Raw genomic sequence first — 14,239 nt, 5'->3', positions numbered from 1 at the left:
TGGAACGCAACATGCAGACACCATCCCGTTCTATAAATAGCTACCTATATTATACAACATTAACGCGGTGTCGTCTTAAATAAATATAACATAAAGAAGGCTGTCGAGACTTTCTCGACAGCCTGAGAAAACACCCCTTTGGTGTTTTCTTCTAAGCCAGCCTGTCACATTTTATCTAATCCTTGCGGACCATCAAATGCCTAATAAAATACTAGGGATGGCTATATTCTTATCCCTTTACTGCACCGGCCGTCATCCCATGTATCATATAACGAATCAGTATGAAGTATAAAAAAACAATAGGTACCGCTATAAAAACGGAGCCTGCCGCAAATCTTGAAAATTCAGTTTCACCAAGGTTCATCAGACCCACCGCTACTGTATAGAGATCTTTTTCCTTTAATAATAGCTTTGGCAATATAAAGTCACTCCAGGGGAAGGTAAAACTTGTTAGTGCGGTATAGACTATCATGGGCTGGGACAGTGGCAGATTAATTTTTAAAAATATCTGAAAATTTGTTGCCCCGTCAATTTTAGCGGCTTCATCAATAGAGTAAGGTACGGTATCAAAAAAACCTTTTTGGGTTAAATAGCCCATTGGTGCGCTGGAACTGTAAATTAGGATGACACCCCATAAATTATTGATTAGTCCGAATTGCGTCATGATAATATATACGGCGATCATTCCCATAAAGGAGGGAAACATGCCAAGGATCAGTGTTCCTTTCATGATTCTCTTCCTGCTCTTAAATTGGAACCTGGACATGGTATATGCCGTTAATATCACAAGAAAAGTACCAATCAGACTGCTGAATATCGCAATCTGCAACGTATTCATAAACCACCTGGGGTAATTATACATGGCGGTATCCGTAAATAAGGTAATAAAGGTGTCCAAACTATATTCACTGGGGAAAAAGCCATTGTATGTATAGATGGATCCTGATTTACTAAAAGACGCTAAAATCAACCAAAGGCAAGGAATGAGGAAGATCAATGAAACCACGACTAGCGTGGAATGGGTAATAACGGTATCCGCCGCACGAAGGAATCTGTATTTTTTCATCGGAAAACATCCTCCTCTTTATACGATGGAGATTTAACATATACAAACAGAGAAATCATAGAGGTGATAAGGAATATGACTAAACTGATTGCCGCACCGATATTATAATAGTTGTTACTAATGGATAAATTATAAAGCCAGTTAATTAACAGGTCCGTATCGCTAGCTAAGAAGTATCCATCCATATATAATCCGCCGCGGAGGAAGAAGAAGATGCCGAAATTATTAAAGTTTCCAATAAACTGCCCAATCAATACCGGAGTCGTGGAAAACAAGACAAAAGGCAAGACGATTTTTGTGAATTGCTTCCACGGTTTCGCACCGTCAATTTTAGCAGCCTCTAACTGCTCCGTATCCAGATTTGTTAATATACCTGTGGCTAAAAGCATGATGGAGGGTACTGTAATCCATGCGTTTACCAATAAGCCGATAAGCCTTGCCATCCATTTCGCATCGATATCCAAAAAACCAATGGCCTTATGCCCCATATCCATAATCATTTGGTTAATAGGTCCGCCATAAGAAAACATGAAGCGGAAACCAAGCAGGGTAATAAATCCGGGTACCGCGTAGGCCAGGATCGGAAATGCCCTCCATATAATCGTGCCTCTTACGCACTTCTTATTAAGAAGCAGAGCAAGACCAAGACCTGCAAAATAATTTAAAAAGGTGGCGCTTGCCGCCCAAAGCAGGTTCCAGCTAAGAATCCTTCCAAAGGTTGGCGCAAATTTTGAAAGGGTGGCAATCTGTATAAAATTCCTGAAGCCAACCCAATCGACCAGTTCTGGAGGAACAATGTTACCGCCATAATTCGTAAATGCAACCGCAATCATAAATATAATGGGCAATATACTGAATACAAATACGCCTATAACCGGCAGAAACAATGCTGTCTTGTAGAATTTTTCGTCCAGTAACTTTTTAACATCTTCCGTGAAGGTTCTTGGTCTCCCTCCCTTCTCCACCCGAGTTTGGGTTTCATATATGTCTCGGATATTTGAAAGGTAACAGCCAATAAATAGTATAATTGCCGCTATGAAAAGAATGCCCATAAGCAGCATAACAACCGAGTTATCTCCTTCAATGCCAAACCAAGCATCCTTTTCCTTGGTTCCTAATGTGAAAAGACCCGCCAAGTCGGAAAAACCCCGAGATATAAAATAGAGAACTCCACAGACAAGTATGGCAAGGTATAGCAGCCCCTTCCCAATTTGGCCATACATTAACTGACCCAGGCCCATAAGACATATACTGGCTTTAACATTTTTACCCGCATTTTTTCTTAAAAAAAATGGTTTCTCTATTTTTTTGTTTAATATATTCATATAAACACCTCTAATTAGAAAGTGTGTGGATGGCATCATAGATTTGCTGATCTACAACCTTTAACCCACTCTTTAGCTCTTCTAAAGAAGTATATTTTTTATCGGATGTACGAAAAGCATCCTTTGCTAAATCCGTAAAGAAGGTCTCTGACGGTGACCATACCTGTACCATTTCCGTAATGGATGGCATTACTACCACGTTTCCTTCATTTAAGTTATTAAATACGATTTCCGAGACTCCTCCGACCGCCTTAGCAGCATCGGAACGTGCCGGTATACTTCCAAGCAGCTCCTGTCGCTTCATGATCATCTCATAACTTGCGGCAAATTCCACAAAAGCAAGGCTGGCATTGGGTGCTTTTGTATAAGCACTGATGGCATATCCGTTTATGCCTCCCATAGCCTTTTGAGGGATTAATTCCGGATTTTCTTCCGTTAAATCACCACTTGCAGGCAGCATAGGCAGTCCGGCTACAACCAGATTTTCTTCAGCCAATGCTTTAGCCTTCTCCGTACTCATCCCTTGCTTTTCATATTCCAATGCCAGCTCTTTAATAAATAAGGTATACACATCCGGTGTTGTCATCGTTGCAAAATAGGTACCATCTGCAATTTTGCTATAGCCATTTACTGTTATGGAATCGTCTATGCACTCTTCATTCATTACAGAAGCAAGTTTTAACAAAACATTTGCTCCAACCTCGGCATTACCGGCAGATAATCCCACTTCTTTTGGGTTCGTATTATGATCTCCAAAGATATAACCTCCATAGGAGAAAAGGAAGCCGGAAGAAAAATATACATCATATAATGACCGCATATAGCCATATTTTCCAGTACCCGATTCAACGGTTGCTTTTGAATACTTATACAAAGCATTCCAGTTCTCTACCATGTCCGGTACCTTATTCTTATTGTCATCCCAATTGGTCTCCCAGTCTTTAGGAAGCATATCCTTACGATAAAATAACATGGAGGTCTGGACATTTACGGGAACTCCCATATAATAGGGTTTGCCGTCTACCTCGGACTTATATGCCTCCCATGCGTTTTCGGGAATCTGGGAAAAGGACTCCAAAGATTCTGCAGGGATTGGATAAATATGTTTCCCTTTTACATATTTCATAATGGAGTCATTGGCCTGATACAATACATCCGGCCCATATCCATAAGGTCCGTCGTCCGCCAAATTACTGCGCTGATCCATATTGGCATCCACTGCAACAATTCCGTAATCCTTATATTTCTCATTAAAGGCGTCAATTAATTGTTTAAAGTATCCCTGTTCGATGGCTGTGTCATTTTCAAGGATGCGAAGTGTCACATTTCTTTCTAATTCGCCGTTGTAAATCGATTTTAATGCATTGGTCTGGGCAGACGGATCCTTCTCATCCAAGGCTTCTGATTTACAGCCGGTCAGTTGTCCTACGCTTAACAAGACTACTAGGAAAAGGCCGAAAAATCTCTTCATCATCATCCACTCCTCTAATTTTCGTAAACTGCAAATCCATCCGTTGATAAGTTGCATTCCAGCAATTTATTTTGAGCCAGTATTGAGCCTGTTTGGCTTATGCGTACTGTTTTACCGGATTGATTCAGAATTAATATAATTTCACTGTTTTCAAAGGTTCGAATGATATAGCATAGATTCTCATCATAGGAAATACGGATATCTCCCTTCTGTAAAGCGGGCTTTTGCTTTAATGACAACAGACTTTTTAAAATCTCCAAAAACGGAATATCCCAGCGGGATTCCTCCCAATCAAAACACCTTCTGTTATCCGGATCATATCCTCCCTCAAGGTATAATTCCGTCCCATAATAAACACAAGGTGCCCCCATATACATACACATGACGGCAATGGCCGAAAGTAAGCGGTCCTTATTCTTATTTACAGAGGTAAAAAAACGGTCCGTATCGTGAGAATCCAAAAGATTCAGCATCATAGCGTTAACCTGCCCGCTATTTCTCATTAACAAATGATTTAACTTTTCGGCAAAGCCCTGTGCGTTAACCGTCTGGAAAGCATAATAATCCAGGCAGGCTTTGGTAAAGGCGTAATTCATGATGCTGTCATACTGGTCTCCCTGTAAAAATGCATTGGCATCGTGCCAGTTTTCCCCGATGATTACACACTCCGGCTTAACTTTCTTAACCGCTTCTCTTAACTTTCTCCAAAAGTGATGAGAAACCTCATCCGATACATCCAAGCGCCAACCGTCAATATCGTATTCCTTGATCCAGAAGAGAGCTATATCCAATAGAAATTCTTGTACTTCGGGGTTACTGGTATTAAACTTTGGCATATATTCGCTGTAACCAAACACCTCATAATTGATGTTTTGGGTATCAATGCTATCGCCATCAATCATGAACCAATTAAAATACTTGGATTCTTTTCCTTTTAAAAGCACATCCTGAAATTGCGGCAGCAGATTGCTGCAGTGATTGAATACCGCATCCAATACTATCTTAATACCTCGTTTATGAGCCTCGTTTACTAGTTTATAAAGATCCTCATTTGTTCCAAAATGCCGGTCAATTTTTTTATAATTGGATGTATCATATTTATGGTTGGAAATGGACTCGAATACGGGAGTTAAGTAGATGCCATTTACCCCAAGATCCTTTAGGTAATCCAACTTGCGCGTAACGCCCGGAATATCTCCGCCTGTGAAGCTCTTGGGATCCGGTATCCTGCCCCATTCCAAATTGATATAATCCGTAGTTTTATCTATTAACCCTTGATAAAAGCGGTCGATAAAAATTTCATAAAACACGGCGCCCCGCATCCACTCCACTACTTCATGAATATCATTTTCATTTATATAGGGTAGCTGAAAGGAATTATAATAGGACAATTTAAAATCATAGGCGGAAGTAAGCCCATCTTCGGAAAAATAGCGGCATTCCTGACCCTTCCAAATTCGAAACACATAGGATAGTCTTACATCTTCCAACTTAAGTTCTATTTCGTAGTATTTAAATAGATCATCCTTATATTTCTCTTCCATTACTGCCGCTTTTTGTTCCATGTGGAACTTGTATTTACAACCGTATACTACCTCAACGCAGCCTATTTCATCTTCTTTATCCATACGCAAACGTAATATGATCGTATTCTGATTTACGGGATAGCAGTATTTTGATTCAGGTATATGTAATAGTGCTTGTTTATTCATGGTATCCATCCCTCTGATGTTAGATTTTTATCTATCCGTTTTTTTGTATATTCACAAAAATGCCAATTGAGTATATAACTAAGTCATGGATAAAAAAATTACAATGAAAGACATTGCTAAGCAAGCAGGTGTCTCGGTGGCCACAATTTCATATGTGATAAATAACCGCACGGATCAACGAATCAGCGAAGAAACAAGGAAGAAGGTTCTGCAAATAGTCAATCTGTTGGACTATAAACCAAATTCCTCAGCGAAGTCTCTGTCTACAAGCAAAACTTATAATATCGCTCTTTATATGATGCCTGAGAGTTCTCTGTTAAAACGTTCCGAGCAATTACTTTTGATTGAGGCATTATCCGAGGTTTCGACGCATTACGGATATCATCTGGTTATCCAAGATAATAAGGAAATTGCAAAATTAAATCACGTAGATGCCATTGTATGTTTTGACGCTACACTTGATTTTTTCCTTCGGATCGGGGATAAGAATCTTGTTCCTGTAATCGCCGTTGACTGCTTAATTGATATTCCCTGGTTTTTTCAAATTTGCAGCGACTATAAACTTCTAAAGCAACATGCGGATCAACATTTTGGAGAAGATAATTACTTCTATTTATGTCTACCTCCAAACAATGAGTTATTAAAATCGTTTATCTGCAAAACTTTCCGTGAAGTAAAGTTTGTAAAGGATTTAACGGATATTTCAGAGATTGCTAATCAAAATTGCGTATATAATCAGAGTGCCCTGAAGGATCTTATGGCAGGAAAGGAACATTCCTGCTATATTCCGTACGACTTGCATTCGAAAATGGACAGGGTGTATCGTTGCATAGACTTTGCTATAAATCGCATTCCTGATATGGAACACGCCCAATTTGTATAATCATCTTTGCAAAAGGCTGCCGTAAAATATAGGGCAGCCTTTTGCCGTGAAATGCGGCGGCCTGTTTACTTTTGAATTTTCTATTTTGTCTTAAAGCTTACGGTCAGTTCTTTCGTTTCCGGATTATAGGTAAAGGTATAAACTCCCGCCGCTTTTGCGATGATATTATCACTGGCACTGCCCTCAACAAATTCCAGCGAATTTTTGTCCTTAATATTACTGAATTTTACATACTCGTTTCCTACACTTTCTGCGTCTCCCGCTTTGACTGTGGAAGTAAATAAAAATTCTTCTTTCTCCGCTAACTTAATGGTTAAAGCAGGTAGTCCGTCTATTTCTTTGAATCTGTATTCGTCTTTATAAACGTCATTCCAGCCGGTTGTAATGGAACTCTTAATATAGTATGAGGTTGTAATATCCGCTATTGGGTCCTTAGGTTCCCCGTTATATATCCACTCAATGGTATCGTAGGGATTCGAATTAAAATTTTCTTTCGTCGCTTCGGTGTAATTGCTATTCTCGGTATCATAGACATCAGCACCAGGATATGTAGTCAACTTAAGGGTATAGTTACCGGATTTGAGGCATTTAATATTAGCCTTTTTGGCTTCAGCCGATTGATAATTACCGCCAGAGCCCGCAAAGTATTCCATTCCGTCCTGACTTGTAGTCGTTAAATAGCCTGCCCCCCTTTGGTTAAACCATGAAGAATTCGTCGCTAACTGGAATTCGTCACCTTCATACAAATCCATGTTTATGGAGTAAGCGTTTTCATCTTTCTCCTTGGTTAGAATCAGATTGTCGTTAATCACAGTTCCCCAGTTGGAGGTGACGAGGATCGGACTCTTACCGCTTCCAACAACAGCAAAACTCCTTGTATCTTCCTTATCTTCTAAAAAGCCTGCAAAGATTTTCGTATCGGCAGTCACTGGTGTGCTAAAGTCATATTTATGGGTTAAAGAAGGTGTTGCATACCAGCCCATAAATATATAGTTCTCTTTCTTTGGGGTATATTCACTTACCGATTCATTCTCCTTGACTTCTTCTTTTGATAATTCCGTACTCCCATCCATATCATAAAAAGTTACTATATATAGCGTTTTCTTTATGTCTTCCTTTGAACTATCCGGGTTTTTTGATACGGCAGGTTCCATTGTGGAGTCTGATTTTCCGCAAGCAGTCAGTAAAAAAATGCTTAAGAAAATAGATAATAATACCATAAATATAGCTCTGCATTTTCTCATAAATTCTAACCCTCCCGATTGATTAACCGGTTAAGCAAAAATTAAAATAAATAGCGTCTAAGCAAAAGACGCCTAATTTTTGTTGCTTAACTGTTTAAGCAAATTTTACTATGTCAGTTGTTACATGTCAATTCAACTTTTTACTAATATCTTTCAGAACGATCACCCATACCACTCCTACTTCTAAATCCTAAAAACCGTTTACCGCGGCGGCCACGGGCGTTGTACTCTGACACAGCCGTCTGCCCAAGACCCAGCAACGAAGCGTATTGACGATTCAACTTTCCACAACAAAATTTTTCGCCGTCACTTATGGTAGGGTTCACCGTAACGGAGCTATTGACGAGAAATCAAAGAGGAGCCGGAAGGGAACTCCTTTTATGCAAATGAAAAGTACGTGATTCGTATCACAATCACAATTGCCTGGACGTGTATACTTTTATTCAGTAGAAATATTAAAGGAGGGGCTAGATGAAATTGATCAAAAAATTGATGCCATTACATTAGAGCAGCCATTTGTCCCGAATTTCGCGAAAAAGGCTGCCGTAATGTTCGCATGGAGTACAATTCCATACCGTTCCGAATGGAAATATGATATCTCAGCACATAAAAAAATTCTGATCGATATAGGACATGTTTCTCAGAACCTTTATCTGGCAAGCGAATCGATCGATGCCGGAGCTTGTGCGATCGGTATTTATGACCAAAACCTGATCGACGAGGTATTAGGTTTAGACGGTGATGAAGAATTCATTATTTTCCTTGGCGCTGTTGGAAAAAAACGAAAATAGTCAAAAGAATCTGAACCTTATTTGGCGGAAGCTTGCGCATGCGGATTAAATCCCTTCACCATGAGCCAAACCGGTAAGACGAGTTCGAATATCGCTCCAGGGATGTAAAGAACCTCTCCGGCATCCAGTCCGGCCACGGACAGAGAACTACTTGCTAACAGACCCGTATACCCGATTAGGCCGATAATGGACAACCATCGCGGAACTAATCTTGATCGATAGAGAATATAGCAAAATAACAAGCTCCCTAAACTCAGTACAAGCATGGCTATATCGAACAGCAAATAGTGGGCTTCCACCGCTAAATTCCCTAACGTTTGCAGATATGAATCACCGGTAGTTCCTGCGGATACAGACTGCTTGCTTAACGCGAGAAGGATCAGCGGACCGATTAAACTTATCATCAGCAATACCGACTCCATGACACGAGAAGCGAAGTAACCAAACGCAAACGCATCATGATATTTCTTTAATGTCGGCTGCAGCAACATGGCAATCCCCACAACCGCTATGGCGTTAACTAGCTCCAAGAACAATCCTGCAAACACGCTCATTCGATCGGAATCCACACTGACAAGCAAGTCATTTCGATGCAAAATAGGATCCAACATCCCACTCCCTATCAGGAAGGAGCACGTTGATAACAAAAACAATGCCCCTACCATTCTCTCCGCCTTTTTCATGCCTGATCTCCTCTCCTAGCTAATTGATAGCAGTATAGCTCAAAGAGGATAGGACCTATAGACACTTTAGTGTGGTTTTGGGGTTCTCTTTAGTAAATTGAGGTCGCGGGCGCGAGCGATCGCTTCCGTACGTCGTTGCACGTGGAGCTTCTCAAAAATCCTTCGATTGTGGCCCTTCACCGTATCCAATGCCAAGAAGAGCTTGTCGGCGATCTCCCGGTTGGAGAGTCCCTGATCGATGAGCTGCAGCACTTCAATTTCGCGCTGGCTAAGCGGCTCAATCAGGATATCCTTCAATTCGCCTTCGAGGACGCGGCTCACGCGCTCCAGACCCATCTGGGCTTCTTTTATAGCTGGGTGCGGCAGACCGCCGGCAAGCCTTAGAGCTTCCCGGTAACACTCCGCTGCCAGATCGGGCCGCCCTTCCGCTTCCCTTATCTGAGCGATTCCGATCGTGGCCATTACTGCCATCAGTTGATGATCGATCATTCGGCAATTCGCTATGACTTCGTTATAAGCTGCGCATGCTTCGGCATAATCCCCCCGCCGCTGGCAAGCGACGCCCAACATCCAAGCAGATGCCGTCCGGGCAGGCAGATTGTCCTGTCGCAAATAGGCAAGCGCACGTCGTGATTGGGCGATGACTTGGTCTACTCCGTTTGTTTCACTTTTCCCCGCATTTCGAGCAGGCGTAATTAATCCGACAAGATCCTCCGTCTTATCTTCTAGTCCCGAGACTTGCATAGCCGCTTCGGCCGCTTGTAGATTCGGTTCCGCACCATTGTGATTATCGGCTAACATCAAAGAGGCCAATGTCGCGCGAGTGGCCGCGATCCAGCCGATCAGTTCCTTGACGCCAACGTCTTCTTGGTCCATGCCTTCCAATGCAGCCTCTGCCGCTCGGAGCTTGTGTTCGACTCCCGTCGGTTTACCGGCTATCAATAGGGCAGAGCCATAATACACCCATAACTCCGGTCTTACATCCAGTTCCTTGGCAGGCAATGATTCCAGCCAGTCGAGCGCCATTCTTGCAGCTCCTCGCAGATGCAACGGCATCCCGCCGCCTTGAAGCAGGCGCGAGCTTCGCGTAATGTCCTGAGCTTTTACGGCATGATGAAACGCCTCAATCTCGAAGCCATGGTCTTCATACCAAATGCTCGCTCGTTGGTGTAATTCGGTGATATCGCTCCCATTCATATTTTCCAGCAGCCGTCTACGGAGGATATCCGCGAACAAATGATGATAGCGATACCAGCGTCGTTCCTGATCCATGGGAACAACAAATAAATTTCTACGATCAAGCTCGATTAGCATGTCTTTGCCGGAAGCCTCGGAATTGGCCATGATGTCATCGCACAAAGATCCGCATAATCGGTCGAGGATAGAGGTTCGTAGCAAAAAATCCTGCACGGCTGAAGGCTGCCGTTGCAGAACCTCTTCTGCCAGATAATCCAGCACGAAATGGTGATTGCCCGTGAAAGACTGGAGGAGCCGATCGGCATCGTGGTCCTCCTGAATAGAGAGCGCAGCCAAGCGCAGGCCCGCAGCCCATCCTTCGGTGCGTGATTGCAACTCGGTTATATGATCCGTGGAAAGATGAAGATCCATGACATGGTTAAAGAGGGTCTCGGCTTCGGTAAGCGTAAATCTCATATCTGTAGCGCGCAGCTCGGTTAATTGGTCCCGAACTCGTAGCCGTGGCAGAGAAATGGCCGGGTCCTCGCGGGACGTTATGACAAGGTGCAGTTGCGTGGGAAGATGGTCCAGCAAGAAGCTTACCGCCTCGTCGACCTCTCTTGAGCTCGCCGCATGATAATCATCAAGGACAAGGATGAATGGAGATGGAATGGCCGCAAGTTCATTAAGAAGAGCCGTCAGGATGGACTCCGTCGGTGCCGGTTGGGGGGAGTGAAGCACGGAAAGCACGCCTTCTCCTATATTCTCCTCTAAAGTCTGAAGAGCGGAAATCATATACGTCAAAAAACGCGTAAGTTCGGTGTCTCCCTGTTCAAGCGAAAGCCATGCAGCCGGTCGCTCGCAACCGGCTAGCCATTCGCAGACTAACGTCGTTTTGCCATAGCCCGCCGGTGCAGAGATTAAAGTCAATTTGCGGTGCAGACCCTTGTTCAATCTTTCAGTTAACCGCTGGCGTATGACCGTCCTCGACCGAAGCGCAGGGATATATAATTTGGTGGTGTTTATTTGGGTTGACATAGGTCTATTATAGCAACACCAATTATCCATCATCAATGAGGTTGTGGGCGAAGCATTTGTGATACGTAAACTCTTTAAGAGAGTTCAAGCTCCTCCGAGTGCTGACTTCGATAATCGAATAATAAACGCTGCATTTTTTCTACTGTGCCGTCTTGATGGGGAACATGGATGGGAACGGTCAAATTGGAATCGTTCAAATACTGAAACGAAACCCTATCAAAATTCAAAATCCCAAGGTTTGGACACTGCAGCGCCTTTGGACCATCGATGGCATCCAGAACTTCATGAGAGTCCCAAAATTCCGCTCCCTTTCGGACATAGCCGCGTTGGTATAACGAAGCCAATAACGACGAAGACCCTAACACATGCCTGCTGCGCATTCGTCTGACCACAAGTCGTAACAGTATCTTATCGTTAAATCTCTCTACCGGCATTCATGACCGTTCTATACATTTTTTCTGCTTCAATCGGACTTTCTTTTGCCGTCATATGGTGCGGAATAATCCTGCAAACTTGAACCGGTCCACCGAATACAGCCGACCTATACTTGTCCACATGCTGCTTCGACAAGGGGCGGTTATAATAGCCGGGTACGTACTTATTGAGCATTTCCTGAAGCACATGGGTGGCTTCGTCCAAATCTGTGATCGGCTCCGCTTGACCAAAGATCATGACGCTCATATAAGCCGTATCCGTTTTGGCAGGTACCGGATCCGTGATAGTTCCGTATTCCTCACATACCGTAAAACACACCTCTGGATTTTCGCTCATGACATGATTACGTCTTCCGTCTCCAGCCCCGTGAAAATAGAGCTTCCCTTCCGTCCACACATAATTAAGCGGTACGACATAGGGCAGTTTCCCATCAACCAACCCAAGATACCCAATTCTCGCTTGATGTAGGAAACTTTCGATTTTTTCTTGATCCCGGCATTCCCTGATCTTGTAACGAACCGAATCCATTTCAAAATTTCCCCTTTCACTCCTAAGATTTCACCCCGCTCCAGCCCAGCATGATCCGGTACTCTTCGGAGCGCGAAGCAACGACCAGTTTGCAAATCCCAGCGTTATTACGGTAGTATATCAACGAATGGATTGCGTTGAAACATCCAAACATCTCGGTTCAGAGCAATCCATAATCAATATCTAGGATTGAAACTTCTATTTGGAGGTGGGTACGATGATGAAAGTAATTCGTGATGATAAGAGGCCAATCTGGCAGCAATTGCTTGATCAAGCGATTCATAATATTACTAGCGGAATCTGGGCGCCAGGAGAATTACTGATTCCTTCCCGCGAACTTGCTCACATGGTAGGTGTCTCTCGTTCAACTATACAGATCGTCTATGAGGAATTGCTAAGTCGAGGCTATACGGTTACCTCCCGCCGAGGAGGGACGCGAGTTAGTAATTGGAAGCAAGTCGCAGAGTCAACGAAGGAAATCATGGCAGACGGTCCCATCCCCCCCTCCCTTCCCTTGTTGAACTCGGCTGTCGATCAATTACATGACTGGTTCAGAGGCAAAGAACAACGAGAAGTGGATATTGATTTTAGTCCCCATGAGCCCTATTTGGATGAACAATTTCAAAAAAACTGGCGACAATGTCTTCTCCACGCATCCGCTGCAATGGATTTATCAAACTGGGCTTACGGTGATCCCTATGGTTTCACCCCGTTACGTGAGCAAATTCAGCGTTATTTATCGCTTGAACGAGGCATCCATCTCCAAACCGATCAGATTCTGTTGACCTCAGGGGCTCAGCATAGTATTGACTTAATCGCACAATCGCTTTTAGCTGACGGGGATACTGTCTCTGTAGAAGACCCCGGTTTTCCGGCAGCCTGGATGGCGATGAAATATCGGCGTATGAATGTGGTGCCCGTACCCGTTGATGAGTATGGTCTAGTGGTTGAGCATATTCATCCAAAATCCAAACTGGTCTTTACGACTCCTTCGCACCAGTGCGCGGTCGGGGTCGTTATGTCGGAGCCGCGTAGGCAACAATTGCTACATCAAGCTATTCAAGAACAATTCTGGATCATCGAGGACGATTATGATAGCGAATTTCGATATCGCGGGGAACCGCTTCCGACACTGTTTAGCCAAGCGCCTAATAATACCTTATACCTCATGAGTTTTTCTAAAATGATTGCTCCAGGCATTCGAATTTCGGCTATTGCCGGATCTGTCGAGGCAATTGCTCAACTAGCCAAAGTACAGGAGCTGACCTACCGTCATCTCCCGATTATGGATCAGCTAACACTAACCCACTTCATCCAGAATGGTCATTTTATGCGCCACATGAGAAGAGTCAGAAATGTGTACCGAAGAAGGCACGAAGCCATGACAAAGGCTATAGTGGCTAGCGGTTTAGAGGAGCGTTTCACATTAAGGGGAGCAGAAACGGGATTGCACATGTTCCTTGAAGCTGAAGAGTCATACGACGAAGAAACCATGACAAAGTTAGCTCTTCAAAAGGGAATACGCGTATACCCTCTTCGACCCTATTGTTTGGAAAGCAACCGAAAGGGATGGGTGTTGGGGTTTGCAAAAGTAGATGAAGCATCGATTGAGCAAGGGATTCATCGTTTTGCGGAGGCGACCTTATAAGGTCATCATGACATCCATCCATTCCAGATAAATAAAGGGGCAGCTTTATAAAACCTTGCCGCACCCTTGAGCCGTTAAGCCCAATTTTCTTCCCCATACTCGTCCCAGTAGGGTCCAATGAAATCGGACGTGACATCAGCCCTCAAATCTTGTATTTCCCGATAGTACGCGACACGGAAGGAGGTTTCAGTTAATCCTCCTTTTCCATCCTCGGTAGATTTCATGGAGCTTGAGCACCT

General features: G+C 43.4%; 11 protein-coding genes. 3 read left to right on the top strand and 8 right to left on the bottom strand.

Going from position 1 to position 14,239, the window contains the following annotated elements:
• Positions 1–229 precede the first annotated feature (229 nt).
• Genes DFP94_RS22270 through DFP94_RS22255 form a run of 4 tightly spaced genes read right to left on the bottom strand, consistent with a single transcriptional unit; the run spans position 230 to position 5,574 of the window.
• Complete coding sequence (locus DFP94_RS22270; protein ID WP_114498679.1) at positions 230–1,066, bottom strand: sugar ABC transporter permease; 837 nt, start codon at positions 1,064–1,066, stop codon at positions 230–232.
• Entirely contained in the window at positions 1,063–2,391 is a 1,329-nt protein-coding gene (locus tag DFP94_RS22265; RefSeq protein WP_114498678.1) for a carbohydrate ABC transporter permease, read from the bottom strand. Before DFP94_RS22265 ends, DFP94_RS22270 begins: the two co-directional genes overlap by 4 nt.
• Positions 2,392–2,401: 10 nt before the next feature.
• Positions 2,402–3,868 (bottom strand): sugar ABC transporter substrate-binding protein, encoded by a 1,467-nt coding sequence (locus tag DFP94_RS22260; protein ID WP_220270930.1) that lies wholly within the window; start codon positions 3,866–3,868, stop codon positions 2,402–2,404.
• Between the two features lie 8 nt (positions 3,869–3,876).
• Positions 3,877–5,574, bottom strand: a complete 1,698-nt coding sequence (locus DFP94_RS22255; protein WP_114498676.1) for a glycoside hydrolase family 13 protein — start codon at positions 5,572–5,574, stop codon at positions 3,877–3,879.
• Between the two features lie 103 nt (positions 5,575–5,677).
• On the opposite strand from DFP94_RS22255, the gene DFP94_RS22250 reads away from it, so the two are divergent.
• Positions 5,678–6,457 (top strand): LacI family DNA-binding transcriptional regulator, encoded by a 780-nt coding sequence (locus DFP94_RS22250; RefSeq protein WP_181873262.1) that lies wholly within the window; start codon positions 5,678–5,680, stop codon positions 6,455–6,457.
• Between the two features lie 80 nt (positions 6,458–6,537).
• On the opposite strand, the gene DFP94_RS22245 is transcribed toward DFP94_RS22250, so the two are convergent.
• On the bottom strand, positions 6,538–7,701 hold the full coding sequence (locus DFP94_RS22245; protein ID WP_114498674.1) for an InlB B-repeat-containing protein: 1,164 nt from the start codon (positions 7,699–7,701) through the stop codon (positions 6,538–6,540).
• Between the two features lie 419 nt (positions 7,702–8,120).
• On the opposite strand from DFP94_RS22245, the gene DFP94_RS22240 reads away from it, so the two are divergent.
• Positions 8,121–8,492: a nitroreductase family protein gene (locus DFP94_RS22240; RefSeq protein ID WP_220270929.1), complete on the top strand. Its 372-nt coding sequence runs from the start codon at positions 8,121–8,123 to the stop codon at positions 8,490–8,492.
• 17 nt (positions 8,493–8,509) lie between these two features.
• Here DFP94_RS22240 and DFP94_RS22235 read toward each other — a convergent pair whose 3' ends face one another.
• The 3 genes from DFP94_RS22235 to DFP94_RS22215 all read right to left on the bottom strand — a co-directional run bounded on the left by DFP94_RS22235 (position 8,510) and on the right by DFP94_RS22215 (position 12,352).
• Positions 8,510–9,175, bottom strand: coding sequence for a DUF4386 domain-containing protein (locus DFP94_RS22235; protein WP_114498673.1), 666 nt, complete (start codon positions 9,173–9,175; stop codon positions 8,510–8,512).
• 66 nt (positions 9,176–9,241) lie between these two features.
• Complete coding sequence (locus DFP94_RS26230) at positions 9,242–11,389, bottom strand: helix-turn-helix transcriptional regulator (protein WP_484102790.1); 2,148 nt, start codon at positions 11,387–11,389, stop codon at positions 9,242–9,244.
• 414 nt (positions 11,390–11,803) lie between these two features.
• Positions 11,804–12,352, bottom strand: a complete 549-nt coding sequence (locus DFP94_RS22215) for a pyridoxamine 5'-phosphate oxidase family protein (RefSeq protein ID WP_114498671.1) — start codon at positions 12,350–12,352, stop codon at positions 11,804–11,806.
• 217 nt (positions 12,353–12,569) lie between these two features.
• Here DFP94_RS22215 and pdxR point away from each other — a divergent pair, with 217 nt between their 5' ends.
• Positions 12,570–14,000 carry a MocR-like pyridoxine biosynthesis transcription factor PdxR gene (gene pdxR, locus DFP94_RS22210; RefSeq protein WP_114498670.1) on the top strand — a complete coding sequence of 477 codons (1,431 nt, stop codon included), beginning with the start codon at positions 12,570–12,572 and terminating at the stop codon, positions 13,998–14,000.
• Positions 14,001–14,239 lie beyond the last annotated feature (239 nt).

It is taken from the genome of Fontibacillus phaseoli (assembly GCF_003337355.1).
Taxonomy (GTDB): domain Bacteria; phylum Bacillota; class Bacilli; order Paenibacillales; family Paenibacillaceae; genus Fontibacillus; species Fontibacillus phaseoli.
Note: the sequence above shows the minus strand (reverse complement) of the source record. Positions and strands in the feature narration are given on the sequence as shown.

Coding starts and splice junctions, on each gene's coding strand:
- DFP94_RS26230 (WP_484102790.1), bottom strand. CDS start 11,389: ATGTCAACCCAAATAAACACCACCAAATTATATATCCCTGCGCTTCGG.
- DFP94_RS22270 (WP_114498679.1), bottom strand. CDS start 1,066: ATGAAAAAATACAGATTCCTTCGTGCGGCGGATACCGTTATTACCCAT.
- DFP94_RS22245 (WP_114498674.1), bottom strand. CDS start 7,701: ATGAGAAAATGCAGAGCTATATTTATGGTATTATTATCTATTTTCTTA.
- DFP94_RS22260 (WP_220270930.1), bottom strand. CDS start 3,868: ATGATGATGAAGAGATTTTTCGGCCTTTTCCTAGTAGTCTTGTTAAGC.
- DFP94_RS22235 (WP_114498673.1), bottom strand. CDS start 9,175: ATGAAAAAGGCGGAGAGAATGGTAGGGGCATTGTTTTTGTTATCAACG.
- DFP94_RS22250 (WP_181873262.1), top strand. CDS start 5,678: ATGAAAGACATTGCTAAGCAAGCAGGTGTCTCGGTGGCCACAATTTCA.
- pdxR (WP_114498670.1), top strand. CDS start 12,570: ATGATGAAAGTAATTCGTGATGATAAGAGGCCAATCTGGCAGCAATTG.
- DFP94_RS22265 (WP_114498678.1), bottom strand. CDS start 2,391: ATGAATATATTAAACAAAAAAATAGAGAAACCATTTTTTTTAAGAAAA.
- DFP94_RS22215 (WP_114498671.1), bottom strand. CDS start 12,352: ATGGATTCGGTTCGTTACAAGATCAGGGAATGCCGGGATCAAGAAAAA.
- DFP94_RS22255 (WP_114498676.1), bottom strand. CDS start 5,574: ATGAATAAACAAGCACTATTACATATACCTGAATCAAAATACTGCTAT.